Source organism: Enterobacter cloacae complex sp. IR5441 (genome assembly GCF_049238215.1).
GTDB classification, from domain to species: Bacteria; Pseudomonadota; Gammaproteobacteria; order Enterobacterales; family Enterobacteriaceae; genus Enterobacter; species Enterobacter hormaechei_C.
Map to the genome: position 1 here is coordinate 80,055 of NZ_JBMKIA010000009.1, position 24,629 is coordinate 104,683.

Below are 24,629 nucleotides of genomic sequence, written 5' to 3' on the forward strand. Positions count from 1 at the left end.
GTTTCTTCAGATGAAAAAAGCGGCCTCAGGCCGCTTTTTTTATGCGCCGCGTTCAGGGGGTGACAGGCTGCCAGGTTTTATCCGGGTGGTATGCAGCGAGCGCATGCGTTTTTTGTGCCGAATCGTTGCCGAGATTTGCCTGATGCACCTTGTCATCCTGGTTAACGACAAAGCTCATTACCCCCGTCTGACCATAGCTCACGGGCCAGGCAACCATCGCAAAGCCATTTTTATCCGGCAGAATGCGGAACCGATAGCCGTGATAGCCCATACCCGGCTCCGGCGGGCTGAAGGCGGGACCCAGCGGGCTTGGCGCTTCGCCCGGCGAGATGGGCCAGTACAGGCCGTCTTTTAGCCCTGGCGTGCTGACAATCTTCTGCGCATAGCGGTGGTTCATGGCGTAGTAGCTCTGCTGTGCGTCGACGTAGGCGTGCAGCGCTTCGATAGCCGCGAGTTCGTTGCGGCCGATTTCGCGGGTCAGGATCTCATCAGCCGCTTTCTGCATATCAAATTGCCAGCCCTCTTTTTTCTTCACTACCGGTATGGGGAGTTGCCAGCCGTTATCGCCAACTGACAGATGGGCAATATCGCCGCTGATTTCGGTACGATGGTTAATCTTCCAGTCACGCAGGAATCGAGCTACCGCCTCCGGATCAACCCCTTCAGGTGGCAGATAGTCGCGCCAGTTATCCCCCAGCAGGTCGGCCATCGCGCTCTCATTCTGCTCGCTGATGGCCTTCGTCAGGGCATTGGCCGCCTGCTCAGGCGTGGAGAAAGATTGCTGGGCGCAGGCGAAGGTGGATACCATCAACAACAGCATTCCACCGATCGGTTTCATGTTCATAGCGGCTTCCTTAACGACGATGGAATTCACGGTGTTCGGTATGATGTTCGGACAGTTGCTGGCGGCTTTGCAGCCCGCGCTGGTGCTGGGCCTGCCAGTTGGCCGAGCGGCTGTCGTTGCCGCTCAGGGCGTTTGCCCGCAGCGGCTGATGCTGAACCTGCGTCGGGCGTCTGGTTTGCGCAAGAGTATTATTCATCCGTTGTGCGTGGGGCCGCGCGCTGTCGTAGCCGCGATAGTTGCTGCGCTGAGAGAGCTGCTTCAGCTGCTGCGCGGACGCTGAATGTTGCGGGAAATGCGCGTCGCCATGCTGTAGCTGTGTGAGGGTTTTGCCCGTCGACTGCTGTATCTGCGCCATCGCAGCCTGCCGCTGGCTATCGCGGTTGACCGTCTGCTGCCGGGTAGCGCTCAGCCCTCCCGGCACTGAAGTCTGATGATAGCGGCTGGCAAGCTGGCTATTGGCGTAGGGCACGCCGTTGCGGTAGGCCGGATTATGCTGCCAGACCTGATGATTATCGGTACGGTGCTCGCCGGTGATCTTATTGAAGTTATTAACATTAATATTAATGTTATCGCCGTTATGCGAATAACCGCCGTGGTGATCGTCATCATGATCGTGATGATGTTCGTCGTCATCGTCCCAGTCTATGTTACTGAACAGCGCATAGGTAGTGGCTACGCCGAGGCTATAGCCAAAGCCTCTGACGAAACTATTGGTAAACTGCTGGCCGGGAGACGGGGGCAGATACACAGGCGGATAGCTGGCGTTTGGCCACGTGCCGTAAACGGTGGAAGGGTTGTAGGTAGGGACATAAACCACCTGTGGATCGGCTGGCTCAATTTTAATCACCGTCGGACTAGCCGGCGTTGACGTCGCGGCTGTACTGGCGGAGGCTGGCGCAGATTTTTTCACGGTGGTGACGGTCTGCTGCGGGGTGGATTGCAACGTGCCTGTCTGCTGCGCCAGCAGGCGCAGACGCTGCACGGAATCCATCACATCCTTTGGCTGGGCCAGAAAGGCGTCGCCAAGGCTCTGTACCCACGACGGGTTTTCCCCCATCAGCGACATTAACTGCGGAAAGGCGACCAGCGATTTCACGCTGGCATCCCATGGCTGCCCGCTGACCGCCTGAATGGCGGTATCGCCCTGCATTTTAGGGTTGTCCTTTGACCACTGGGCGGCCTGAATCACGCTCGCCGGATAGGTTGAGGCCATCAGAATTTGCGACAGCAGCGCGTCGGGATAGAGCGCAATGGGCGCTGTCCACTGATCGATCTGCGCGGCGCTATAGGCCGGAGTCGCCACCGGGGCAGGTTGTGCTGTTGGTGCGGGGAGCTGCGGGGCTACCGGCGCAGGTGCGGGAGCGGGTTCCGTTGCGCGGCTTTTAACGAACATGACGCCCGAGGCGGCAAACAGCCCCGCACTGCAAAGCAGAACAAGAAGATGTGGTTTAAAAGGCAACTTCATAGATTGACTCCAACGAGACGAGTGCAGTGCCGTGAGGCGTTGCTGTTGCCGCGAGTATCATTCACCCGTGTTTCATAGTTTTGACTTTTGTTGGGAAAACCTCCGAAGCATCCGGATAAAGAATGTGAGTATTTATTACACAATTATATCGGATGGCTGAGCAGGCGACGGACATTCAGAAGGCCGCTCTTGCGAGCGGCCAGCAGCTAGTTGCTGGGGTGGCGACAAACTTACGGAACTGCTTTCGGGCCCGGTGACGGGGTGCTATACCATGCTTAACGATTCAGCAAATTTTTTAATGTTGCTTTTTTGTAAACAGATTAACACTGTGCAGAAATCCTGCTATGCTGCCCGACGCGGTATCGGGCATTTACCCTACAAACTGCTGTCTTACAGGAGCGTGAAGAGAACGCCCGCCGCATATGACAATGAGAGCGAGGAGAACCGTCGTGCTAGAAGAATACCGTAAGCACGTAGCAGAACGTGCCGCCGAGGGAATTGTACCCAAACCGTTAGATGCAACCCAAATGGCCGCGCTCGTCGAGCTGCTGAAGAACCCGCCTGAGGGCGAAGAAGAATTCCTGTTAGATCTGCTGATCAACCGTGTACCGCCTGGCGTAGATGAAGCTGCCTACGTAAAAGCCGGATTCCTTGCCGCCGTTGCCAAAGGCGAAGCCACCTCCCCACTGGTTACTCCTGAAAAAGCGATTGAACTGCTCGGCACCATGCAGGGCGGCTATAACATTCATCCGCTGATTGACGCGCTGGATAACGACAAGCTGGCGCCAATTGCTGCCAAAGCGCTCTCTTCAACGCTACTGATGTTCGATAACTTCTACGATGTGGAAGAAAAAGCCAAAGCAGGCAACGTTTACGCGAAGCAGGTGATGCAGTCCTGGGCCGATGCCGAATGGTTCCTGAACCGCCCTCAGCTTGCTGAAAAAATTACCGTTACCGTCTTTAAAGTGACCGGTGAAACCAACACCGATGACCTTTCTCCGGCGCCGGATGCATGGTCTCGCCCGGATATCCCACTGCACGCCCTTGCGATGCTGAAAAACGCCCGTGAAGGCATTGAGCCGGATCAGCCAGGCGTGGTTGGCCCGATCAAACAGATCGAAGCCCTGCAACAAAAAGGTTTCCCGCTGGCTTACGTCGGTGACGTGGTTGGTACCGGTTCTTCCCGTAAATCCGCCACCAACTCCGTGCTGTGGTTCATGGGCGACGACATTCCGCACGTGCCGAACAAGCGCGGCGGCGGCCTGTGCCTCGGCGGCAAAATTGCGCCAATCTTCTTCAACACCATGGAAGATGCGGGCGCGCTGCCAATTGAAGTGGACGTGAGCAACCTGAACATGGGCGACGTGATTGACGTTTACCCGTATAAAGGCGAAGTGCGCAACCACGAAACCAACGAACTGCTGGCCAGCTTCGAACTGAAAACCGACGTGCTGATCGACGAAGTGCGTGCCGGTGGCCGTATTCCGCTGATCATCGGCCGTGGCCTGACCACCAAAGCGCGTGAAGCGCTGGGTCTGCCGCACAGTGACGTATTCCGTCAGGCGAAAGACGTGGCCGAGAGCAACCGCGGTTACTCTCTGGCGCAGAAAATGGTGGGTCGCGCCTGCGGCGTCACTGGTATCCGTCCTGGCGCGTACTGCGAACCGAAAATGACCTCCGTGGGGTCTCAGGACACCACTGGCCCAATGACCCGTGATGAACTGAAAGACCTGGCGTGCCTGGGCTTCTCTTCCGATCTGGTGATGCAATCCTTCTGCCACACCGCGGCGTATCCGAAGCCGGTTGACGTAACCACGCACCACACGCTGCCAGACTTCATTATGAACCGTGGCGGTGTCTCCCTGCGTCCGGGCGACGGTGTTATCCACTCCTGGCTGAACCGCATGCTGCTGCCGGATACCGTCGGTACCGGCGGTGACTCCCATACCCGATTCCCAATCGGGATCTCCTTCCCGGCGGGTTCCGGTCTGGTGGCGTTTGCCGCAGCGACCGGCGTGATGCCGCTGGATATGCCGGAATCAGTGCTGGTACGCTTCAAAGGTAAAATGCAGCCGGGCATTACCCTGCGCGATCTGGTGCACGCGATCCCGCTGTATGCCATTAAACAGGGTCTGCTGACCGTTGAGAAGAAAGGCAAGAAAAACATCTTCTCTGGCCGCATTCTGGAAATTGAAGGTCTGCCGGATCTGAAAGTGGAGCAGGCGTTCGAGCTGACCGATGCCTCTGCCGAGCGTTCTGCGGCGGGCTGTACCATCAAGCTGAACAAAGAGCCGATTATTGAGTATCTGACCTCCAACATCGTGCTGCTGAAGTGGATGATAGCGGAAGGCTACGGCGACCGTCGTACGCTGGAGCGTCGTATTCAGGGCATGGAAAAATGGCTGGCGGATCCGCAGCTGCTGGAAGCCGACGCTGACGCAGAGTACGCGGCGGTGATTGAGATCGATCTGGCGGATATCAAAGAGCCAATCCTGTGTGCGCCTAACGATCCGGACGATGCGCGTCTGCTCTCTGACGTGCAGGGCGATAAGATCGACGAAGTGTTCATCGGCTCCTGTATGACCAACATCGGCCACTTCCGTGCTGCCGGTAAGCTGCTGGATACCCACAAAGGCCAGCTGCCGACCCGTCTGTGGGTGGCGCCGCCAACCCGTATGGATGCGGCGCAGCTGACCGAAGAGGGCTACTACAGCGTGTTTGGTAAGAGCGGGGCGCGTATCGAAATCCCTGGCTGTTCCCTGTGTATGGGCAACCAGGCGCGCGTGGCCGACGGTGCGACGGTGGTTTCCACCTCAACCCGTAACTTCCCTAACCGTTTAGGAACCGGGGCGAACGTTTACCTGGCCTCTGCGGAGCTGGCGGCGGTTGCGGCGCTGATTGGCAAACTGCCAACGCCGGAAGAGTACCAGACCTTTGTGGCTCAGGTAGATAAGACGGCGGTGGATACTTATCGTTATCTGAACTTCGACCAGCTCTCTCAGTACACCGAGAAGGCTGACGGGGTGATCTTCCAGACCGCAGTATAAATGCTACCCTCTCCCGTGGGAGAGGGGCTGGGGGTGAGGGCACCAGACCGCTCCGCACCTGACCCATTGCCCGGTGGCGCTACGCTTACCGGGCCTATAAAACCCATCGCAACGTCGGTGGGTTTTTTATTTTCATTCCTCCCACCTCTCCCGCTTTTTTTCTTCCTCTCTGCTGCGATAATTACCCTAATGGCTTTGCAGAGGAAAACGCTATGGATTACGAATTTTTGCGCGACATCACCGGCGTGGTGAAAGTGCGAATGTCGATGGGGCACGAAGCCGTTGGACACTGGTTTAACGAAGAGGTGAAAGAGAACCTCGCGCTGCTGGATGAAGTCGAACAGGCGGCGGAAACGGTGAAAGGCAGTGAACGCTCCTGGCAACGCGCCGGGCACGAATACACGCTGTGGATGGATGGCGAAGAGGTGATGGTGCGCGCCAACCAACTTGAGTTCTCGGGTGATGAGATGGAAGAGGGGATGAGCTACTACGACGAAGAGAGCCTGTCGCTGTGCGGCGTGGAAGACTTTCTGAGCGTGGTGAACGCCTACCGCGATTTTATGCAACAGAAGTAACTCCCCGAAGCGTCCCTGCTCCGGATCACGTTTACACGGTCGGAATGTTACGGCCGTAGTAAATTTCGCGCATCTCTTTCCAGAGCAGGTCGGTAATGACCTTACGCTCTTCGTCACTTAAATCTTCCGGCCTGGTATGGAACATATAGTGCTTAAGATCGAACTCTTTAAGCATCATCTTGGTATGGAAGATATTCTCCTGATAGACGTTCACATCCATCATGTCGTACAGCGACTTCATGTCCTCGGACATGAAGTTCTGAATGGAGTTGATCTCATGATCAATGAAGTGCTTCATGCCGTTGATATCACGGGTAAAACCACGCACGCGATAATCAATAGTGACGATATCGGATTCCAGCTGGTGGATTAAATAATTCAACGCATTCAGCGGTGAAATCACGCCGCAGGTCGACACTTCAATATCCGCGCGGAAGGTACACAGCCCGCCTTCCGGGTGGCTTTCCGGGTAGGTGTGCACGCAGATGTGGCTTTTATCCAGGTGGGCGACTACCACTTCCGGCAGCGGGCCGGGGTGCTCGGTTTTGTCGATAAGCTTCGGGTCAACCGGCTCTTCACTCACCAGAATGGTGACGCTCGCACCCTGAGGCTCATAATCCTGGCGCGCGATATTCAGGATGTTCGCGCCGATAATCGAGCAGGTCTCTGTCAGGATCTCGGTCAGACGGTTGGCGTTGTAGAGTTCATCGATATAGGCGATGTAACCATCGCGCTCTTCTGCTGTTTTGGCGTAGCAGATATCGTAAATACAAAAACTCAGGCTTTTGGTCAGATTGTTAAAGCCATGCAGTTTAAGCTTTTTCAATTAGTTCACCTCCTTTGAGGACAGCGCGTCTTGCAGATATTGAGGCAACGCAAAGGCTGCGGTGTGGATCGCCGGGTTGTAGTACCGGCACTGGAGTCCGGCCTGGTGGAAGCGGGCCTGCACGATCTCGGTAGAAAGATGGCGCAGTACGTCGTTATCCGTCGCCCAGGCAAAGGTCATGATCCCACCGTAGTAAGTGGGGATCGCCGCCTGGTAGAAGCTGACGTCAGCAAAATAGGTGCTCAGCTTACGGTGGCTATCAAGCGCTTCATCCTGTTGCAGGAAGCAAACGCCGTTTTGCGCCACAAAAATTCCGCCAGGCTTCAGGCAGCGCTTGCAGCCTTCGTAAAACGACGAGGTAAACAGCGACGCGCCCGGACCGATAGGGTCGGTACAGTCAGAGATAATGACATCAAACGTTTGCGTGGTCTGGTTAACAAAATTGACGCCATCGTCGATAACCAGATTAAACCGCGGATCGTCATAGCTGCCGGCATTATGGTTGGGCAGATACTGGCGGCAGAACGACACCACACCGGCGTCGATTTCCACCATGGTGATGGTTTCGACATTCTGATGGCGAGAGACTTCACGCAGCATCGCGCCGTCGCCGCCGCCGATAATCAGCACGTCCTTCGCGTGGCCGTGGGCCAGCAGCGGGACGTGGGTCATCATTTCGTGATAGATAAACTCGTCGCGCTCGGTGGTTTGCACCACGCCGTCCAGCGCCATCACGCGGCCAAAGGCGGCGTTTTCGAAGATTATCAAATCCTGATGATCGGTTTTCTCATGATAGAGCACGTTATCCACGGCAAAATACTGACCAAACTGGTCATGCAGCGTTTCTTGCCATACCGTTTTTTCGGTCATGGGGAGCACCTCCTTCGTTAACATCCATTACATCCGGCAGATGGGCGCAACACAACACCGCCGTGAGGCGGTTAACGGGTCAACAAGGGGCGTCGGGAAGGTTACTTCACGTAGGCGAGCAGGCTGAGTGAATCGCGAGCCAGCGCTTTGCATTTTTTAGCAGTGGGAATGCCAATACCGCTTAAATCACGGTAGCTGTCTTCACCGAGCGCCTTCATGTCGAAGCTGTCGTAGTTGCTGAGGTCCCATTGGTTCTGCTGGGCAAAAAAGACCAGTGCGCGACGAATTTGCCCATTGGGTAAATTCTGGTAACCACAATCGTTTTTCAGAAAAACAAAAACTGCCGTCAGATCGGCCATATCTTCCGCTTCGTTTTCACTTAGCGCGTAACTGTTCGCACACATCGCCATCAGGCTGGCGAACAAAATTGTTCTGAAAAACGTCTTCATTGCCTTTACCACTGCATCACGGAAAATTAACGTTAGCATACTTGATGCCAGGCCGACGATCTTTATTATTGCCGCCGTGCTTGACCTTCCGGTAAGGGGAGGGTTTATGCTCAAAAGATCGCCTGCTGGAAATAAGGAAATGCACATGCAACGTCGTGATTTTTTAAAATTTTCTGCCGCACTGGGGGTTGCCAGCGCGTTACCTCTCTGGAGCCGCGCCGTTTTTGCCGCCGACAGACCGGCTTTACCCATTCCTGAATTACTCGCCGCAGATGCCCGCAGCCGCATTCAGCTTGTGGTGCAGGCCGGTAAAACCACGTTCGGTCAGCACGCCGCCACGACGTGGGGCTATAATGGCAATCTGCTCGGCCCGGCGTTGCAGTTACGCAAAGGGAAGGCGGTGACGGTAGACATTCATAACACGCTTGCGGAAGAGACCACGCTGCACTGGCACGGGCTGGAAGTCCCGGGCGAAGTGGATGGAGGGCCTCAGGGCATTATCAGGCCTGGTGGTAAACGCAGCGTAACCTTTACTCCGGAACAACGCGCGGCGACCTGCTGGTTCCACCCGCATCAGCATGGCAAAACGGGCCATCAGGTGGCGATGGGGCTGGCCGGCCTGGTGCTGATTGAAGACGATGAAAGCCGCCTGCTGCGCCTGCCAAAACAGTGGGGAATCGACGATGTCCCGGTGATTGTGCAGGACAAAAAATTCAACGCTGACGGGCAAATTGACTATCAGCTGGACGTAATGAGCGCGGCGGTAGGCTGGTTTGGCGATACACTCCTGACCAACGGCGCGATCTACCCGCAGCATGCCGCGCCAAAAGGCTGGCTGCGCTTACGTCTGCTTAACGGCTGTAACGCCCGCTCGCTGAACTTCGCCACCAGCGATAAACGCCCGCTTTACGTGGTGGCAAGCGACGGCGGCCTGCTGCCGGAGCCGGTGAAGGTGAGCGAGCTGCCGATGCTGATGGGGGAGCGCTTCGAGGTGCTGGTGGATATCAGCGATGGCAAAGCGTTTGACCTGGTGACCCTGCCGGTCAGCCAGATGGGAATGACCGTTGCGCCGTTTGATAAGCCGCATCCGGTCCTGCGCATTCAGCCGCTACAGATCACCGCCTCCGGTACGCTGCCGGAGACCCTCACCACGCTGCCAGCACTCCCGTCGCTGGACGGGCTTACACAGCGTAAACTTCAGCTCTCCATGGACCCGATGCTCGACATGATGGGCATGCAGGCGCTGATGAAGAAGTACGGCAATCAGGCTATGGCGGGAATGCATCACGGCCAGATGATGGGCCATATGAATATGGACCACGGTAAAATGGGCGGCATGGATCACGGCGGCCATGGTTTCGATTTCCACAACGCCAACCGCATCAACGGCAAAGCGTTCGATATGAACACGCCCATGTTCGCCGCCATGAAAGGGCAGTTTGAACGCTGGGTGATTTCAGGCGAAGGCGACATGATGCTGCACCCGTTCCATATCCACGGCACGCAGTTCCGTATTCTGTCTGAAAATGGTAAAGCGCCGGAGGCGCATCGTGCGGGCTGGAAAGATACGGTGAGGGTGGAAGGCGGCGTCAGCGAGGTGCTGGTGAAGTTTGACCACGAGGCGCCGAAAGAGTTTGCCTATATGGCCCACTGTCATCTGCTGGAGCATGAAGATACGGGGATGATGCTCGGTTTTACCGTATAAAAAAAAGCCGGGTGGCGGCTTCGCCTTACCCGGCTTACATAGGGCACCCGTAGGCCCGGTATGCGTTAGCGCCACCGGGCTTTTTCGTTACTTAGCGTCGTCAGGCAGTGCATACGCGACAATATAGTCGCCCATCTTCGTGCCAAACGAACCGTGACCACCCGCAGAGATGACAACGTACTGCTTGCCATTCACTTCATAGGTCATCGGCGTTGCCTGTCCACCGGCTGGCAGACGGCCTTGCCACAGTTTCTCACCGTTGGTCATGTTGTACGCGCGCAGGTAGTTATCTGCGGTTGCCGCGATGAACAGCACGTTACCGGCGGTGGAGATTGGGCCACCCAGCATTGGCATACCCATATTGAAAGGCACTGGAACAGGCATCGGGAACGGCATGCTGTCCTGTGGCGTACCAATACGTTTCTTCCAGACGATCTTGTTGGTCTTCAGATCCAGACCGGAGATGTAACCCCAGGCAGGCTGTTTACACGGCAGACCGAACGGAGACAGGAACGGATTCAGGGTCACACCATAAGGAACGCCATACTGCGGCTGGATACCGGCTTCGGTACCGCTGCCTTTCGCATCTTTCGGCTGCTCCATTGGGTTACCCGGACCACGAGGGATCAGGCGGGAAACGAACGGCAGCGCCATTGGGTTAGCGATGGCGACCTGACGGTTAGGGTCAACGGAGATCCCACCCCATTCGAACATCCCCAGGTTACCCGGGAAGACCAGCGTACCCTGCTCTGACGGCGGGGTGAAAATCCCTTCGTAGCGCAGCTGGTGGAACATCACGCGGCATACCAGCTGGTCAAACATGGTGGCACCCCACATGTCTGCACCGCTGAGATCTTTCTTCGGACGGAAGCTCAGGTCAGAGAACGGCTGCGTTTTGGTGACGTAGTCGCCTTTGGCCGCACCCTGCGGAACCGGTTTTTCCGGCGCAGGAACAACCAGCTTACCGTTGCTACGATCAAGCACGAAGATGTTACCGGTTTTCGCCGGGGCGTAAATCACCGGTACGGTTTTACCGTTAACGGTAATGTCCGCCAGCGTCGGCTGGGACGGCATATCCATATCCCACAGATCGTGGTGAACGGTCTGGTAGCTCCATGCCAGTTTACCGGTTGTTGCGTTCAGCGCCACGATGGAGCTGGCGTAACGTTCCTGCTCCGGCGTACGGTTACCGCCCCAGATATCCGGCGTGGTCACGCCCATCGGCAGGTAGACCAGGTCCAGCTTCGCGTCATACGCTGCCGGTGCCCAGGAGTTCGGTGAGTTAAAGGTAAAGGTGTGTTCATCCGATGGGATCGCGTTAGGATCTTTCGCGCCCGGGTCGAAGGCCCACAGCAGTTTACCGGTGTTCACGTCGAAACCACGGATAACGCCGGAGGTTTCACGGGTAGAGAAGTTATCCGTTACCGAACCGGCAATCACGATGGTTTTATCGGTGATGATTGGCGGGGAGGTCGGCTCATACAGGCCCGGCGTGGTGTCCGGCATGTTGGTCTGAAGATTCAGAATGCCTTTATTGGCGAAGGTTTCGCACAGCTTGCCGGTCTCAGCGTTAATGGCAAACAGGCGGCCATCGTTCACCGGCAGCATAATGCGGCGAGGACAGTCGGCAATGACTTCCGGGCTGGCATTATCGGCGCGCGCTTCGTGGTAAGAGACGCCGCGGCAGGTAATGTGCTGGAACGACGGGTTGGAGTTCAGCTGTGGATCAAAGTGCCATTTCTCTTTACCGGTAGCCGCGTCGAGCGCGAACAGACGCTGGTGCGCCGTACACAGGTAGAGCATGTTGCCCACTTTAATCGGGGTCACTTCGTTGGTCAGCTCACCCGGATCGTTTGGCATCTTCTGGTCGCCGGTACGGAATACCCAGGCTTCCTTCAGGTTTTTCACGTTGTCCGCGTTGATCTGCTTCAGCGGGGAGTAGCGTTGACCTTCCTGGTTACGACCATAAGCAGGCCAGTCACCGTCCGCCACCTGCGAAATAGCCGCAGCCGGCGTGGATTCCGCGTTCAGCGTACCGTTGATCTCCTGCGGGTCGTTAAAACCGGCCCAGGTCAGGATGCCGCCACTAATCAGCAGGGCAACGACCAGACCGGCCACGGCCCCACTGGAAGGGACGATCAGACGACGCCAGACAAACGGCAGGATCAGCCAGATACCGAAGAAGACCAGAATGTCGCTGCGCGGCGTCAACGCCCAGAAGTCGAACCCGACTTCCCAGACGCCCCAGATCATGGTTGCGAGCAGTAACGCTGCGTACAGCCACAGAGCAGATTGTTTTCTGCGTAAAAGCAGGACGGTTACGCCAACCATAACCAGACCCGCAATCGGGTAGTACCAGGAGCCGCCAATCGCGACCAGCCATACGCCACCGATTAACAAATACAGCGCGCAGAATGCGGCAAACGCGGCTGTTAATGTCACCAGTAGACGCGGCTGTTTAGTTTTTGTTTCAGCCATAGAAAAGTACTCGTCAGTTTTGTTAATTATTTGCTAGCAATTAATTATAGGTATTAACAACTGTGATCGGAATCACAAATATTGCTTTTTATAACTCATACGCCAGGCTTATCCATTTACTGGTATAATGGCTGGCTTGCGTATCGATGCCGGAGCGAGAGTCATCCGCATTGAGAGATTTTCACTAAAATCATTTGGTTAGTAATATGAAACATACTGTTGAAGTGATGATCCCGGAAGCCGAGATCAAAGCGCGTATCGCCGAACTGGGTCGTCAAATCACCGAACATTACAAGGACAGCGGCAGCGAAATGGTGCTGGTCGGTCTGTTGCGTGGCTCTTTCATGTTCATGGCAGACCTGTGCCGTGAAGTGCAGGTGCCGCACGAGGTCGATTTTATGACCGCCTCCAGCTACGGCAGCGGCATGTCCACAACCCGTGATGTGAAAATCCTGAAAGATCTGGATGAAGATATTCGTGGCAAAGATGTGTTGATTGTTGAGGACATCATCGACTCCGGCAACACGCTCTCTAAAGTGCGTGAGATCCTGAGCCTGCGTGAACCAAAATCACTGGCGATTTGTACTCTGCTGGATAAGCCTGAGCGCCGTGAAGTGCAGGTGCCGGTGGAGTTCGTTGGTTTCTCCATCCCGGACGAATTCGTGGTGGGTTACGGCATTGATTACGCGCAGCGTTATCGCCATCTGCCGTATGTTGGGAAAGTAGTGATTCTGGACGAATAATTGCGGGCTGATGCCCTCACCCCAGCCCTCTCCCACAGGGAGAGGGTGAAAACCCCCGGCTTTGTTATTTATGGTTAACGTGCTTAAGCTTGAGGTTGGCAATTCCCGAGCGGTAACGCTGTTCCAGCGTTTCGCGGTTGGTGGCGGTCACTTCCAGATTGCGCAGCAGACCGTCGTGAATACCGTACGCCCAGCCGTGGATGGAGACCTTCTGTCCGCGTTTCCAGGCAGACTGCATAATCGTCGAGTGGCCCAGGTTATAGACCTGCTCCATCACGTTCAGCTCACACAGCGTGTCGAGACGGCGCTCCTGCGGCATTTCGCCCAGCAGTGAGCTATGTTTGAACCAGATATCACGGATGTGCAGCAGCCAGTTATCGATTAACCCCAGCTCTGTATTTTCGACCGCCGCCTGTACGCCGCCGCAGCCGTAGTGGCCACAAATAATGATGTGCTCAACCTCCAGAACGTCAACGGCATACTGAACAACCGAAAGGCAGTTGAGATCGGTATGAATAACGAGGTTAGCCACATTGCGGTGAACAAACAGTTCGCCCGGTTCAAGACCGGTCAGACGTTCGGCGGGGACGCGGCTGTCGGAACATCCAATCCAGAGAAAGCGCGGGTTCTGCGCCTGTGCCAGTTTTCCAAAAAATCCGGGGTCTTCCTCCACCAGCATTTTTGACCATAGTGCATTGTTGCTGATGAGTGTATCTATGTCGTTCATGGAGGTTAGCGACCTGTAACCAAGTGATTGCGTTGCGCTACTATAGGGTAACCCGACTTTTAATGAAACCACACAACGTGTGTCAGAACTTAAGGTAAGTTGAATTCATGGCGATTGCACTGGAGCTTGAACAGCTCAAAAAAACCTACCCGGGGGGCGTCCAGGCGCTGCGCGGGATAGATCTTAAAGTCGAAGCGGGAGATTTCTACGCGCTTCTGGGGCCGAACGGGGCGGGAAAATCGACCACCATCGGGATTATCAGCTCGCTGGTCAATAAAACGTCTGGCCGCGTTAGCGTGTTTGGCTACGACCTGCAAAAAGACGTGGTCAACGCCAAGCGCCAGCTGGGGCTGGTGCCGCAGGAGTTCAACTTCAACCCGTTTGAGACGGTACAGCAGATTGTTGTTAACCAGGCGGGTTACTATGGCGTTGAGCGCAAAGAGGCGCTGAAGCGCAGCGAAAAGTATCTCAAACAGCTTGACCTGTGGGAGAAGCGTAACGAGCGCGCGCGGATGTTGTCCGGGGGGATGAAGCGCCGCCTGATGATTGCTCGCGCGCTGATGCACGAGCCAAAGCTGCTCATTCTTGATGAACCGACCGCTGGCGTGGATATTGAACTGCGTCGTTCCATGTGGGGCTTCCTGAAGGATCTGAACGACAAAGGCACCACCATCATTCTGACCACGCACTACCTTGAAGAGGCAGAGATGCTGTGCCGCAACATCGGCATCATTCAGCACGGCGAGCTGGTGGAAAACACCTCGATGAAGAACCTGCTCTCCAAGCTAAAATCAGAGACCTTTATCCTCGATCTGGCGGCGAAAAGCGCCCTGCCGAAGCTGGAGGGGTATAACTATCGCCTGGTCGATACCTCGACGCTGGAGGTAGAGGTGCTGCGCGAGCAGGGAATCAACAGCGTGTTCTCCCAGTTGAGCGCGCAGGGCGTTCAGGTATTAAGCATGCGTAACAAAGCGAACCGACTGGAAGAGCTGTTTGTCTCTCTGGTGCACGATAAACAAGGAGACAAGGCATGACGCATCTTTACTGGGTCGCGCTGAAAAGCATCTGGGCGAAAGAGATTAACCGCTTTATGCGCATCTGGGTGCAAACCCTGGTGCCGCCGGTGATCACCATGACGCTCTACTTCATCATTTTCGGCAACCTGATTGGCTCCCGCATTGGTGAGATGCACGGCTTTACCTATATGCAGTTTATCGTGCCGGGCCTGATCATGATGGCAGTGATCACCAACGCTTACGCGAACGTGGCATCCTCATTCTTCAGCGCCAAGTTCCAGCGCAACATTGAAGAGCTGCTGGTGGCGCCAGTGCCGACGCACGTCATTATCGCCGGTTACGTGGGCGGTGGCGTGGCGCGCGGGCTGTGCGTGGGTATTCTGGTGACGGCGATTTCGCTGTTCTTCGTGCCGTTCCAGGTGCACTCGTGGCTATTCGTCGCGCTCACGTTATTGCTTACTGCGATCCTGTTCTCACTGGCTGGCTTGCTGAACGCCGTGTTCGCCAAAACGTTCGATGACATCAGCCTGATCCCGACCTTTGTGCTGACGCCGCTAACCTATCTGGGCGGGGTGTTCTACTCCCTGACGCTGCTGCCGCCGTTCTGGCAGGCGCTGTCGCACCTGAACCCGATTGTCTATATGATCAGCGGCTTCCGCTTTGGTTTCCTCGGCATTACCGATGTCCCGCTGTTCACCACCGTTGTGGTGCTGGCGGTATTTATCGTGGCGTTCTATTTGCTGTGCTGGTATCTGATCCAGCGTGGACGTGGGCTGCGTAGCTAATCTTCTGCCCGGCGACGTTCTGTTTGCCGGGCACTTTCTTTGACAGTTATCACCGTAAACTAACCTTCACCTGGATAAACTACTCGCCTGCTAAGGAGAGACGTTATGCTGGGATGGGTTATCACCTGCCACGATGAAGAGGCACAGGAAATGCTCCTGAAGCTGGAGGCCCGATTTGGCCCTCTGGCGCAATGTCGTGCGGTAAATTACTGGCGAGGGCTGAGCACCAATATGCTAAGCCGGATGATGTGCGACGCGCTGCATGAAACCGACACCGGTGATGGCGTGATTTTTCTCACCGACAGATCGGGCGCGGCGCCTTACCGTTCAGCGGCGTTAATGAGCCATAAGCATGATAACTGTGAAGTGATCTCCGGTATCAGCCTGCCTTTACTCGAAGCGATGTATCCGCTGCGCGCAACGTTGAGCAGCGCTGAGTTTCGTCACGCCATTGTGGCGCAGGGCTCGCCGGGCGTGAGCAGCCTGTGGCACCAGCAGCAGAAGAATCCGCCTTTCGTTCTGCTTCACGATCTGTATAAGCATTAAACATTGGTATTGATGTCGCTTTTGCTACAATGGCGACTGATTTTCCGTATCGATTTATATCCCATGCTCATGCGCGTTATCTTTATCCTTCTGCTACTGGTCTCCGGTGGTGCGTCTGCCAGCCTGACCAGTCAGCAAGGCCTTCCTGCCCAATATATGCAAACCACCGAAGATGCGGCCATCTGGGCGCAGGTGGGAAATGCCGTCGTGAACGTGGGCAATGTCCGCGCCGGGCAGATCCTCGCCGTCTTTCCGGCCGCGGCGGATTACTATGAATTTCGTTTCGGATTCGGTACGGGGTTTATTGATAAAGAGCACCTGGAAAAAGTGCAGGGTAAGCAACGCGTTGAGGATAGTCTGGGCGATCTGAACAAGCCGCTCAGCAATCAAAACCTCATCACCTGGAAAGACACGCCGGTGTATAACGCCCCCAGCAGCGGAAGCGCGCCCTTTGGCACCTTAAGCGCCAATCTTCGCTATCCGATTCTGAATAAGCTGAAAGATCGCCTGAACCAGACCTGGTTTCAAATTCGCATCGGCAATCGTCTGGCGTGGATCAGCAGCCTGGATGCACAGGAAGATAACGGACTGCCGGTTCTGACCTACCACCATATCCTGCGTGATGAAGAGAACACCCGTTTTCGACATACCTCCACGACAACCAGCGTACGTGCGTTTAATAATCAGATGGCCTGGTTACGCGATCAAGGCTATACCACGCTGACAATGTACCAGCTTGAAGGGTACGTGCGTAACAAGATGAACCTCCCCGCCAAAGCGGTGGTGATCACTTTTGATGATGGCCTGAAATCGGTGAGCCGCTACGCGTATCCGGTGCTGAAAGAGTATGGCTTCAACGCGACGGCGTTTATTATTTCATCCCGAATCAAAGGTCACCCGCAGAAGTGGGATCCCCGATCGCTACAGTTTATGAGCGTTCAGGAAATTAAGGCTATTCAGGATGTGTTCGACATTCAGTCTCACACCCACTTCCTGCATCGCGTGGATGGGTATAAACACCCCATCTTATTGAGCCGCAGCTATCACGTGATCCTGTTCGATTTTGAACGCTCACGGCGTGCACTGGCGCAGTTCAACCCGCGCGTGCTGTATGTTTCGTACCCGTTTGGCGGGTATGACAATAAAGCGATTAAAGCCGCGAATGATGCCGGTTTTCATCTGGCGGTGACAACGGTGAAAGGGAAGGTGAAGCCGGGGGATAATCCGTTCTTACTGAAGCGACTGTATATTCTGAGAACGGATTCGCTGGAGACAATGTCGCGGCTGATCAGCAATCAGCCGCAGGGGTAGGGGTCAATCGTAAGAAAGGGTGAACACGCCAGTGGCTTTAAACGAACCCGGCTTCACCGTGCTGCCATTGGCTACCAGCTGGGCAACATACTCAATTTGCTTTGAAACCGGCATGGAGTAGTCGGTTACGACATAGGTTGAGTTAGGATTATTCGGCATAAGCTGGGACGTCCCGTTATACATTATTCTTACGCCAGCCCCCTCAGCTCCGGACGACAATGTGTTACCAAGAAGGTCATTGTTAGTTCCGGTTAATTTTGTCGTTGTCAGCTTGGTTGTGACGTTTGCCACGCTGGTGCAGTTATCAAGACGAATGGAAAACGGGACATCCTTGATCCGATTGTTTTTGATGTCTGAAACATAATATTCTCCCAGGTCAACATCGTTAGTCCCATCCGAAAGCATGGCAATGTTGCAGGTTGGAAGAACAATAGGGATCTGGAATGAGCTCTCATTGACCATAAATGTCCATGGCTGGTTGTTACTGTCATTTGGATCGCCAATCGACATTTTTCCCAAAGTCCCTGGTTTGGGTTTGATGAAGGTCTCTTTATTCGGGTTACCTTGATAGCCCTCGTCAACATAAATATAAACTGAGGTATTAATCCATTTGTTATCCCAGGGGTCAGCATTTTCGGATGCAGAAATCATGGCCCAGCCGGTAGTATTCGTTCCGAAATAGTTTCCCTTGCCACCATCGCTTTCGGCAGTGTGAACCCTCACCGAATAATGAATGCCGGGAATATTCGTTTCAAACATGCCCGCGAAATAATGGCTCCCCACGAACACGGACGGGTCTGTTTGAGACATGAGGTTATAGCCATCGTTTCCTGGACCACACTGGGCCTGAATGCCTGGCGTGAGGTTAACATTAAAATAGACGCCGATGTCATTCCCCGGTGGTGGAAGTCGGATGGGGCCGCCCGAATACTCGGCGTTGATCAGGGTAGTGGTGCCGCCATGCCCATCGTTCATTCGGCACTCCCCTGCCCAGCCTGTCTGGCTAAGGGATAACAACAAGCTCGCCATGGCAAATGCCATTGGGCCTTTAAAAGTGAAGTTTTTTCGTAACGCGTTGAACATTCTCATCCTTTTCCTGTTCTGGTTATTATTCGTAAGTGACGTCAACCCGTACTTTACTGGTGACGATACCGCCAGCCACTACGCCAGTGTTCTGATAGCGGGCATAGAACTGATAATCCGTTAAAAATGCAGTACCCTGGCCGCTTACGTCATAAACGACTTTTGACGTACCGTCGTTGTTTAACACATTCGTTTTATATTTCTCAGAGAAAAGGACGACGCCAACATTTTTGGCAGCCCCGGCAGCAGTCTCTTCACTTTTAAATACCTGGTTTTGCCCCGGCCAGAATCCTGATTGTGGCGAGAAGCTAAAATTCAGCTTTTTAGCGGTGCTGCTGTCTCCGTAGCAATCATCAACATGGATCTTAAAAGGCGTACCGCCCGCATCATCGGTAGCCGTATAGCGATCGCTACCATCAGCGTTATAAAACCAATTCCGCATCACGTTGGGGAGATAGATCTCTCCGCCATTCTCAACGCTTAACTTACAGGTGCTATTAACAATATTGGCCGTAAGATTGACGTCGAGCCCAGAGCCTGCCTGGCTTACGCCAGGCAGGATGCTGCCAGCCAGAGCCATAAGCAACACAAGACCGGGCTGGTATAATGTAAACGGTGATTGTTGCATGATGGTTCCTGGAATTATGGGTAGGTGACAGTGAAGGTTACCGGTGCGGTAACGGCACCTGTGCCAACATCAGCAATCTTTTTGTCTTTCGCAATCACAATGCGTGAATTCATCGGGAATTCCCCTGCACCGTCAGCAATAGTGACTTCCTGTGCCGCCGGAGGTCTTTTGCAGCTCAGCATTACGCCCGTATCGACAGACCCTGACCAAATTTCGAAACCCGTCGCTAACCCTCCGGCATAAGAATCTCCGTCCGCATTGAGACCCGAGCATCCCCCACCCGCGCTACTCGCCGCGGATACCGTCGCCTTCGTTACGCCAGAACAGTTTGTAAAGGCAATTTTTAATGGCTCAACGCGGGTTTTATTCACCAGATCGGATTTGTACACGTCACCAAATGCAATTTCACTGGACGCGGTACCCGCACCGTTAAGCACTTTTGCCGTACAGGTGCCAGACACCACTTTTGTTTTAATCGTCAGTTCGACGCTGCCGGTGCCTGTAATTGCTGCACTTGCCATTCCAGAGAACAGAAGGGCAGAAACGGACAGGGCGATAAAAGTTGATTTCATTTTCATAATGTTGCTCCGTTTTCCTGCATCAATCACTCGTAGCTGAATTCAAAGGTTGCTACGGCTTGAAAATCGCCAATTGTCATGCTGTTTGCTTTGGTTTCACGTAAGGTGGCCACCAGATTAACTTCCTTATTCTGGATTTCTGATGGGCTCCAGACCAGGCGTTCTGCATCGTCTTTAGAGTTAACGATAAAAGGCGCATCCGGAGCATCCGCTCTGGCAATTTCAGCAGCAGAGTAATCAGCGCCACCGTTAGCTTTTGCTATCTGGTTAACAAGGCCGCTCATCAAATAACCGGATTGAGTTCCTTTTACGGTTGTTTTTAATGAGGTCAGCGACGCCGGGCATTCAACCATCACGATTTTGAAAGTGGCATTCGCCGTTCCGGCTTTGACATCATCCAAACGTACCTGACCGTTAGTACCGAGAGTCAGCGTTTGCTGCGTATCTGAACCTTCACCGCCAACCAGCTTCATATCGCAGGTGGTTTCGCGAATATTGGCCGTGAAATTAACATTCAGATCGGTTGCCGCAGCAGATCCTGTCATCGCTAACATTGCTAATGCGATTAATGAATAACCGCAACGTTGTTTCTTCATATTATTTTCCATGGGTGTGATTCCCTGTTGTAAACATCATTACATTTGGCACTGCTGATTACTCAGAAGGGTTGTGAGACCCGCTTTTTGCGCATTCGCTGGGATCTGATAATGTACGGTACAAGAACTGGTACTATCGCTGCCCCATACCACCCGCAGGACACCTTTATCTTCCACACCGCGTACATACGCTTGCCCAGCTTGTCCTACTGTTCCAATTGGTTCATTCTTCTCGTTCAGCACATCTGCGCCCAGCGGAATAAAGCCCTTATCAGAACGTTGTAATTCCAGAACAAGCGAACGGCCTTCGTCCGTTTCAAAATTCACTAATACAACGGAGCCATTACGCGGCACAGCAACTGCGCTTGTGTTTTTAATTTCGACATCCGCTTCGAGGGTGCTGATATCAATTGAAACCCGGTTTTCTCTGTAGGCAGACATATACGGCATAATGCCGTACCCGGAGTTATCAATACGGCTCTGGCCATAACCCAGGCGAGCCCCTGTCGCGCCACTCGCTTTCACCAGCGCCAGTGAATCCGTTTCGCCGATACTGCCTGGCGTAAATACAACGCCACCTGAGTGAACAACCATCCCACCGTTGTAACTCGCAGAATATTGCTTACTGTTGTCATCACCAAAGGACGCCGAGACACCGAGAGGGCCGTAAGGACTGTTCCATGAGCTAAAACCGCTGATCTGGTTGAGATTGCCGTAATTTCCACCACTTGAAGAGGCGCTAACGGAGTAACTGACGTCACTGTTTTTGGTGTTACCGCTCGCCGTAGAGTTGAAGCTGGTACCGCCTTTCAAATCTGAGCGCAGGCTCATGTTGACGTTGTTAAACCCGCCTGACTGCGTATGGTCTTTATCAAAAACGCTGAACGGGACACTGAGGTTGACGTATACGCTGTCATCCTTCTCACCCGATTCGTTATAGGTACGCTGGAGTGAAACGCTATAGCTGCCGTACGCGAAACTATTGTTGTAGCCCAGGCTGTAGTCAGAAGTTGAACTGCTATCGTTCCAGTAATCCTCCCAGGTGCCGCTAATATAGAGAGAACCGTATTCCTCACCGCTTACATTTAACGGCTGGTTAAGACTGACCTGAACCTGGTTTTTTGTACGCTGATAGTCAGCATACAGTTGCGCATTGCTGTCATAGGAACGGTTACCGTATTCCTGATGATGGATACTGTCCTGCAAAGAGGCGGCATCATTCAGGCTAAGGTAATCCTCCGTTGAGAAGCGATAGGCTGCCACGTTCAGGGAGGTGTTTGTCGCTTCCAACATTTTGCTGTAGGTCAGCCGGTAACTCTGTCCTTTAAGCGTGTCGAGCCCATCGATGTCGGCATAGGACTGCGTCACGTCGAATGCAAATGCACCAATACGGGTGTTCATTGCCAGGCCAAGCAGGCCGGCATAGAAATCCATATCTGTATATTGCGCGCCAACGTAGCCGGTAAAGGTATTATTCAGGCCATACGCATAGGTCGCATAACCGACTTTGGGTTTGTCATGCAGTGAATCATCATTCAGCTCGCCTAAACCGACATCCCACCGGCTGGAACCCGGGCGGAGCATTTGCGTTACCGAGGAGAACGGAACGGTAAACGTCCGTTTACTTCCATCAGCTTCTTCAACGGTAACAATCAAATCATTGCCATAGCCTGTGGTACTGAGGTCATTGATCTCAAAAGCACCCGGTGGAACGGTCGTTTCATAAATCTTGTTACCGCTTTGCATTACGCTAACTTTAGCGTTGCTGTTTGCCACGCCGCGAATCACGGGCGCATAACCAGTAGCGCCTTGTGGGAGCATGCGGTCATCGTTAAACATCCGCGTACCACGCAGGCTCACCGAGTCAAAGATATCGCCGCGGGTGTAGGAATCACCCAAAACCATCTGTGCGTTAAGCGGTGTAATGTCTCGCTGAAGATAGATATCCTGGCTTGAATAGTGCGAACCGTTATCGCTGTCCCAGTTTATGCTGCCGCGAGAACGTAAACGCCACGCACCCATGTTCAGGCCATAGCGCAGCCCTGCATAGGCAGTATCCGAGTTTGTTCCGTTAGATTCGCTGTGCCAGGTATTGAGATCGTATGAGAGCAATCCAGCGGTAACGCCGTCATCCCATAAAGAGGGATCGACATACCCCGCAGGGAGTTTAAGCACATAGATCTGTGGGAAATTGAGATCCATTTCCTGCTTACCGCTGTCAAAATGCTCAGATGCACCAGGATAATATTTCTTTATATCTACACAGGCCGCTTCATCCTTCTCGACGTCATCGCCTAATTTGCTGGTATCTATACCTGATTGAGCCAAGATGAGTTTTGTCAGACATGCTGAGGCGCGAGGCGTTTTATTATCAACGAATGTCATCTCAACCGTGGATTTTGAATTGCCATTCAAATTCACTTTTACACGGTAGGTGCCCGGCAATACCGGGTTGCCGTAAGCGTAACGCTCAACGTTGATACTTCCACCATTATCGATAAGGAACTGGTCATTAAATTCAATGGCCGATTCTGATTCGGAAGCGGTGTCTACATTATTTTTTCCATTCTCGCTGGCATGTAGCGGTAATGCTGCACAGATAGCGAGGTATAAGAGTGAACGTTGAAATAGCATGCTTCATCCAGACAAGTCGCCGCTCGAATGCTTCACAGCATTCGAACGTTTTATTTTTATAATGTGGCGGTGTTGTATTGATTAATTGAGTTTGGCTTCGAAATTATCAGAGCCGCCATTGTCGTTAATCGTTTCGTAAGCAACAGAACCCACAGTCGTATTGCTGAGGCCTTTTATCTGCATGGCTTGAGTGCTAAAAGGTAAAATTGATTTATGATCAACCTGGTATACTTTGCCTGCGGATTTCAATGTGACGTTCGAAATTGAAACGTTATAAGGTGAATCATTGTGGGCGACCAGGTTAACCGTGCTGCCTTGTTTTTGCTGCGACCATGTTACTTTGGCTGCAGCGTCTCCTGGCGTACCTTTCAGGCCATCAGGACGGAAAAAGAGTTTAATACGCGTGCGGAATGCTAACTGAAGCTGGTTTGGGCTTTCACCGTCTTTTACTTTTGATTTTGGTGGGATTTCAAGCACATTGAACCAGAATAAGGATTCTCGATCTTTAGGCAATGAACCGCCCAGATAAGAAATACGAACGGATTGACCTTTTTGCGGATCAATTCTGGATACAGGTGGAGTGATAATAAACGGTAATTTTAATTCTTGTGGGTTAGTATCATCACGGCCATCATCGAGCCATGACTGTACCAATAACGGTTTTTTACCACGGTTATCTAAAGAAACAATGACATCTTTCTGCGATTGTTGATAAACAATACGCGTACCCGAAATAACGATATCCGCACTTGCCTGAAATGATGCAAAAACAGCAGCAGTAAGGCAGGCTACTTTTAATCCCTTATAAAATGATGTACTTAACATTTTTCCACTTCCTGTTGGAATGATATCAAATAATCCCCCGACGAATGTCAGGGGATGAATAGTACTCTTGAACTACGTTTTTAGAATTATTCGTAGATCATTGTGAAAGCAGCTTGAGCCTGAACAACACCCGCAGTTACTGGGTTGCTGTTTGCGTCCCAGCCCTGACCCTGGGTGTAAGCTACACGGTAGTACAGTGCGCCTGCGCCATTGGTATCAATAGTGGCTTTCTGGGTGTTGTTGGTCTGATCAAGTTTGATCTGATCGGTAGCAGAGTTGCCATCGTTTGACAGAACCAGGTTGACGTTTTTCGCAGCGCCCTGGGTGTTTGTTGGTGGAACCAGCAGGCCGCCGGAAGTGGAAGAAGAACCCGCCCATGAATCGAACTGAGCAGATGCCTGAGAAACGGTAGCAGAATCACAGCCGGTCAGCGTCAGGGAGAATTTCTTCTCGCCCAGGGTGCTGTCGGTGCTCAGTGCAGTGGCGAAATCTTTTACAAACACGGTATCCAGGTTAACGTCGAAATCGTTACCGTCCTGGTCAATTTTCTGATCCAGGGATACTTTACAGGTGTTGTTAGAAACCATACCGTGGAAAGTAATGGTACCTGTATCTGAAGGAGCCGCCATTGCAGAACCAGCGCTCAGAACCATTGCTACTACAGTTGCCAGACCTAATTTATTAAAAGACATTTTTTATATCCATATTAAATGCTAAAAATTAAACATACGCAAAGCCTATGTTTGTTCCGAACTAATGTTTCGGGAAAAGGATTCTAATTGAGGGGGGATGGCGATGGAAAGTCGTTTGCCATTAGAATTACTTAAACGTTTTTTTAGTTAATAAGTGTATTTATAGGTTGCTGATAATTATGAGTTATAGGTGATGTATGGCGTGA

Annotated in this window: 22 protein-coding genes; 8 read left to right on the top strand and 14 right to left on the bottom strand. The window is 53.3% G+C overall.

What is annotated here, in order from left to right:
• Nucleotides 1-52: 52 nt before the first annotated feature.
• Together ACOTX5_RS12235 and ACOTX5_RS12240 are read right to left on the bottom strand one after the other, a co-directional pair.
• Nucleotides 53-844, bottom strand: coding sequence for a DUF2950 family protein (locus tag ACOTX5_RS12235; RefSeq protein ID WP_045911018.1), 792 nt, complete (start codon nt 842-844; stop codon nt 53-55).
• 10 nt (nt 845-854) lie between these two features.
• Nucleotides 855-2,309, bottom strand: coding sequence for a DUF3300 domain-containing protein (locus tag ACOTX5_RS12240; protein ID WP_045911019.1), 1,455 nt, complete (start codon nt 2,307-2,309; stop codon nt 855-857).
• Between the two features lie 449 nt (nt 2,310-2,758).
• On the opposite strand from ACOTX5_RS12240, the gene acnB reads away from it, so the two are divergent.
• Both acnB and yacL read left to right on the top strand, forming a co-directional pair.
• The gene (acnB, locus tag ACOTX5_RS12245; RefSeq protein ID WP_017383766.1) at nt 2,759-5,356 is read left to right on the top strand and encodes a bifunctional aconitate hydratase 2/2-methylisocitrate dehydratase; all 2,598 of its coding nucleotides are present in this window, start codon (nt 2,759-2,761) and stop codon (nt 5,354-5,356) included.
• A gap of 212 nt (nt 5,357-5,568) precedes the next feature.
• Nucleotides 5,569-5,931, top strand: coding sequence for a protein YacL (gene yacL / locus ACOTX5_RS12250; RefSeq protein WP_045911020.1), 363 nt, complete (start codon nt 5,569-5,571; stop codon nt 5,929-5,931).
• A gap of 31 nt (nt 5,932-5,962) precedes the next feature.
• Here the strand turns inward: yacL and speD are convergent, their stop codons facing one another.
• From speD to ACOTX5_RS12265, 3 genes are all read right to left on the bottom strand, one after another.
• A complete protein-coding gene (gene speD, locus ACOTX5_RS12255) occupies nt 5,963-6,757 on the bottom strand; it encodes an adenosylmethionine decarboxylase (protein WP_017694500.1) in 795 nt (264 codons plus the stop codon).
• A complete protein-coding gene (gene speE, locus ACOTX5_RS12260; protein WP_015572694.1) occupies nt 6,758-7,627 on the bottom strand; it encodes a polyamine aminopropyltransferase in 870 nt (289 codons plus the stop codon).
• Between the two features lie 101 nt (nt 7,628-7,728).
• Nucleotides 7,729-8,076, bottom strand: a complete 348-nt coding sequence (locus ACOTX5_RS12265; RefSeq protein ID WP_003856306.1) for a YacC family pilotin-like protein — start codon at nt 8,074-8,076, stop codon at nt 7,729-7,731.
• A gap of 145 nt (nt 8,077-8,221) precedes the next feature.
• Here ACOTX5_RS12265 and cueO point away from each other — a divergent pair, with 145 nt between their 5' ends.
• Nucleotides 8,222-9,781 carry a multicopper oxidase CueO gene (cueO, locus tag ACOTX5_RS12270; protein WP_045911021.1) on the top strand — a complete coding sequence of 520 codons (1,560 nt, stop codon included), beginning with the start codon at nt 8,222-8,224 and terminating at the stop codon, nt 9,779-9,781.
• A gap of 87 nt (nt 9,782-9,868) precedes the next feature.
• Here the strand turns inward: cueO and ACOTX5_RS12275 are convergent, their stop codons facing one another.
• A complete protein-coding gene (locus tag ACOTX5_RS12275) occupies nt 9,869-12,259 on the bottom strand; it encodes a glucose/quinate/shikimate family membrane-bound PQQ-dependent dehydrogenase (RefSeq protein ID WP_045911022.1) in 2,391 nt (796 codons plus the stop codon).
• A gap of 206 nt (nt 12,260-12,465) precedes the next feature.
• Here ACOTX5_RS12275 and hpt point away from each other — a divergent pair, with 206 nt between their 5' ends.
• Nucleotides 12,466-13,002 carry a hypoxanthine phosphoribosyltransferase gene (gene hpt / locus ACOTX5_RS12280; protein ID WP_003856303.1) on the top strand — a complete coding sequence of 179 codons (537 nt, stop codon included), beginning with the start codon at nt 12,466-12,468 and terminating at the stop codon, nt 13,000-13,002.
• Nucleotides 13,003-13,066: 64 nt separating this feature from the next.
• On the opposite strand, the gene can is transcribed toward hpt, so the two are convergent.
• Nucleotides 13,067-13,729, bottom strand: coding sequence for a carbonate dehydratase (gene can, locus ACOTX5_RS12285; RefSeq protein WP_003856301.1), 663 nt, complete (start codon nt 13,727-13,729; stop codon nt 13,067-13,069).
• A 107-nt stretch (nt 13,730-13,836) separates the two neighbouring features.
• Here can and ACOTX5_RS12290 point away from each other — a divergent pair, with 107 nt between their 5' ends.
• From ACOTX5_RS12290 to ACOTX5_RS12305, 4 genes are all read left to right on the top strand, one after another.
• On the top strand, nt 13,837-14,763 hold the full coding sequence (locus tag ACOTX5_RS12290) for an ABC transporter ATP-binding protein (protein ID WP_045911023.1): 927 nt from the start codon (nt 13,837-13,839) through the stop codon (nt 14,761-14,763).
• Nucleotides 14,760-15,530: an ABC transporter permease gene (locus ACOTX5_RS12295; RefSeq protein WP_006810078.1), complete on the top strand. Its 771-nt coding sequence runs from the start codon at nt 14,760-14,762 to the stop codon at nt 15,528-15,530. The genes ACOTX5_RS12290 and ACOTX5_RS12295 overlap by 4 nt, the downstream gene beginning before the upstream one ends.
• A gap of 105 nt (nt 15,531-15,635) precedes the next feature.
• Nucleotides 15,636-16,076: a PTS sugar transporter subunit IIA gene (locus ACOTX5_RS12300; protein WP_015572698.1), complete on the top strand. Its 441-nt coding sequence runs from the start codon at nt 15,636-15,638 to the stop codon at nt 16,074-16,076.
• Nucleotides 16,077-16,139: 63 nt separating this feature from the next.
• Nucleotides 16,140-17,387 (top strand): polysaccharide deacetylase family protein, encoded by a 1,248-nt coding sequence (locus ACOTX5_RS12305; RefSeq protein WP_017383761.1) that lies wholly within the window; start codon nt 16,140-16,142, stop codon nt 17,385-17,387.
• A gap of 3 nt (nt 17,388-17,390) precedes the next feature.
• Here ACOTX5_RS12305 and ACOTX5_RS12310 read toward each other — a convergent pair whose 3' ends face one another.
• The 7 genes from ACOTX5_RS12310 to ACOTX5_RS12340 form a co-directional block, all read right to left on the bottom strand.
• Complete coding sequence (locus ACOTX5_RS12310) at nt 17,391-18,470, bottom strand: fimbrial protein (protein WP_045911043.1); 1,080 nt, start codon at nt 18,468-18,470, stop codon at nt 17,391-17,393.
• 25 nt (nt 18,471-18,495) lie between these two features.
• Complete coding sequence (locus ACOTX5_RS12315; RefSeq protein ID WP_045911025.1) at nt 18,496-19,098, bottom strand: fimbrial-like protein; 603 nt, start codon at nt 19,096-19,098, stop codon at nt 18,496-18,498.
• A gap of 14 nt (nt 19,099-19,112) precedes the next feature.
• On the bottom strand, nt 19,113-19,676 hold the full coding sequence (locus ACOTX5_RS12320; protein ID WP_045911026.1) for a fimbrial protein: 564 nt from the start codon (nt 19,674-19,676) through the stop codon (nt 19,113-19,115).
• 26 nt (nt 19,677-19,702) lie between these two features.
• Nucleotides 19,703-20,272, bottom strand: coding sequence for a fimbrial protein (locus ACOTX5_RS12325; protein WP_045911044.1), 570 nt, complete (start codon nt 20,270-20,272; stop codon nt 19,703-19,705).
• Nucleotides 20,273-20,311: 39 nt separating this feature from the next.
• Nucleotides 20,312-22,906: an outer membrane usher protein gene (locus ACOTX5_RS12330; protein ID WP_045911027.1), complete on the bottom strand. Its 2,595-nt coding sequence runs from the start codon at nt 22,904-22,906 to the stop codon at nt 20,312-20,314.
• 81 nt (nt 22,907-22,987) lie between these two features.
• Nucleotides 22,988-23,731 carry a fimbrial chaperone gene (locus ACOTX5_RS12335; protein WP_045347246.1) on the bottom strand — a complete coding sequence of 248 codons (744 nt, stop codon included), beginning with the start codon at nt 23,729-23,731 and terminating at the stop codon, nt 22,988-22,990.
• 86 nt (nt 23,732-23,817) lie between these two features.
• On the bottom strand, nt 23,818-24,423 hold the full coding sequence (locus ACOTX5_RS12340) for a fimbrial protein (protein WP_045347247.1): 606 nt from the start codon (nt 24,421-24,423) through the stop codon (nt 23,818-23,820).
• Nucleotides 24,424-24,629 lie beyond the last annotated feature (206 nt).

Bases quoted from the DNA above. Each gene is read 5' to 3' on its own strand.
- ACOTX5_RS12310 (WP_045911043.1), bottom strand. From the start codon at position 18,470: ATGTTCAACGCGTTACGAAAAAACTTCACTTTTAAAGGCCCAATGGCA.
- can (WP_003856301.1), bottom strand. From the start codon at position 13,729: ATGAACGACATAGATACACTCATCAGCAACAATGCACTATGGTCAAAA.
- cueO (WP_045911021.1), top strand. From the start codon at position 8,222: ATGCAACGTCGTGATTTTTTAAAATTTTCTGCCGCACTGGGGGTTGCC.
- ACOTX5_RS12315 (WP_045911025.1), bottom strand. From the start codon at position 19,098: ATGCAACAATCACCGTTTACATTATACCAGCCCGGTCTTGTGTTGCTT.
- ACOTX5_RS12240 (WP_045911019.1), bottom strand. From the start codon at position 2,309: ATGAAGTTGCCTTTTAAACCACATCTTCTTGTTCTGCTTTGCAGTGCG.
- ACOTX5_RS12335 (WP_045347246.1), bottom strand. From the start codon at position 23,731: ATGTTAAGTACATCATTTTATAAGGGATTAAAAGTAGCCTGCCTTACT.
- speE (WP_015572694.1), bottom strand. From the start codon at position 7,627: ATGACCGAAAAAACGGTATGGCAAGAAACGCTGCATGACCAGTTTGGT.
- ACOTX5_RS12330 (WP_045911027.1), bottom strand. From the start codon at position 22,906: ATGCTATTTCAACGTTCACTCTTATACCTCGCTATCTGTGCAGCATTA.
- yacL (WP_045911020.1), top strand. From the start codon at position 5,569: ATGGATTACGAATTTTTGCGCGACATCACCGGCGTGGTGAAAGTGCGA.
- ACOTX5_RS12265 (WP_003856306.1), bottom strand. From the start codon at position 8,076: ATGAAGACGTTTTTCAGAACAATTTTGTTCGCCAGCCTGATGGCGATG.
- ACOTX5_RS12275 (WP_045911022.1), bottom strand. From the start codon at position 12,259: ATGGCTGAAACAAAAACTAAACAGCCGCGTCTACTGGTGACATTAACA.
- ACOTX5_RS12320 (WP_045911026.1), bottom strand. From the start codon at position 19,676: ATGAAAATGAAATCAACTTTTATCGCCCTGTCCGTTTCTGCCCTTCTG.
- ACOTX5_RS12295 (WP_006810078.1), top strand. From the start codon at position 14,760: ATGACGCATCTTTACTGGGTCGCGCTGAAAAGCATCTGGGCGAAAGAG.
- ACOTX5_RS12325 (WP_045911044.1), bottom strand. From the start codon at position 20,272: ATGAAGAAACAACGTTGCGGTTATTCATTAATCGCATTAGCAATGTTA.
- ACOTX5_RS12340 (WP_045347247.1), bottom strand. From the start codon at position 24,423: ATGTCTTTTAATAAATTAGGTCTGGCAACTGTAGTAGCAATGGTTCTG.
- ACOTX5_RS12235 (WP_045911018.1), bottom strand. From the start codon at position 844: ATGAACATGAAACCGATCGGTGGAATGCTGTTGTTGATGGTATCCACC.
- ACOTX5_RS12290 (WP_045911023.1), top strand. From the start codon at position 13,837: ATGGCGATTGCACTGGAGCTTGAACAGCTCAAAAAAACCTACCCGGGG.
- hpt (WP_003856303.1), top strand. From the start codon at position 12,466: ATGAAACATACTGTTGAAGTGATGATCCCGGAAGCCGAGATCAAAGCG.
- ACOTX5_RS12300 (WP_015572698.1), top strand. From the start codon at position 15,636: ATGCTGGGATGGGTTATCACCTGCCACGATGAAGAGGCACAGGAAATG.
- ACOTX5_RS12305 (WP_017383761.1), top strand. From the start codon at position 16,140: ATGCTCATGCGCGTTATCTTTATCCTTCTGCTACTGGTCTCCGGTGGT.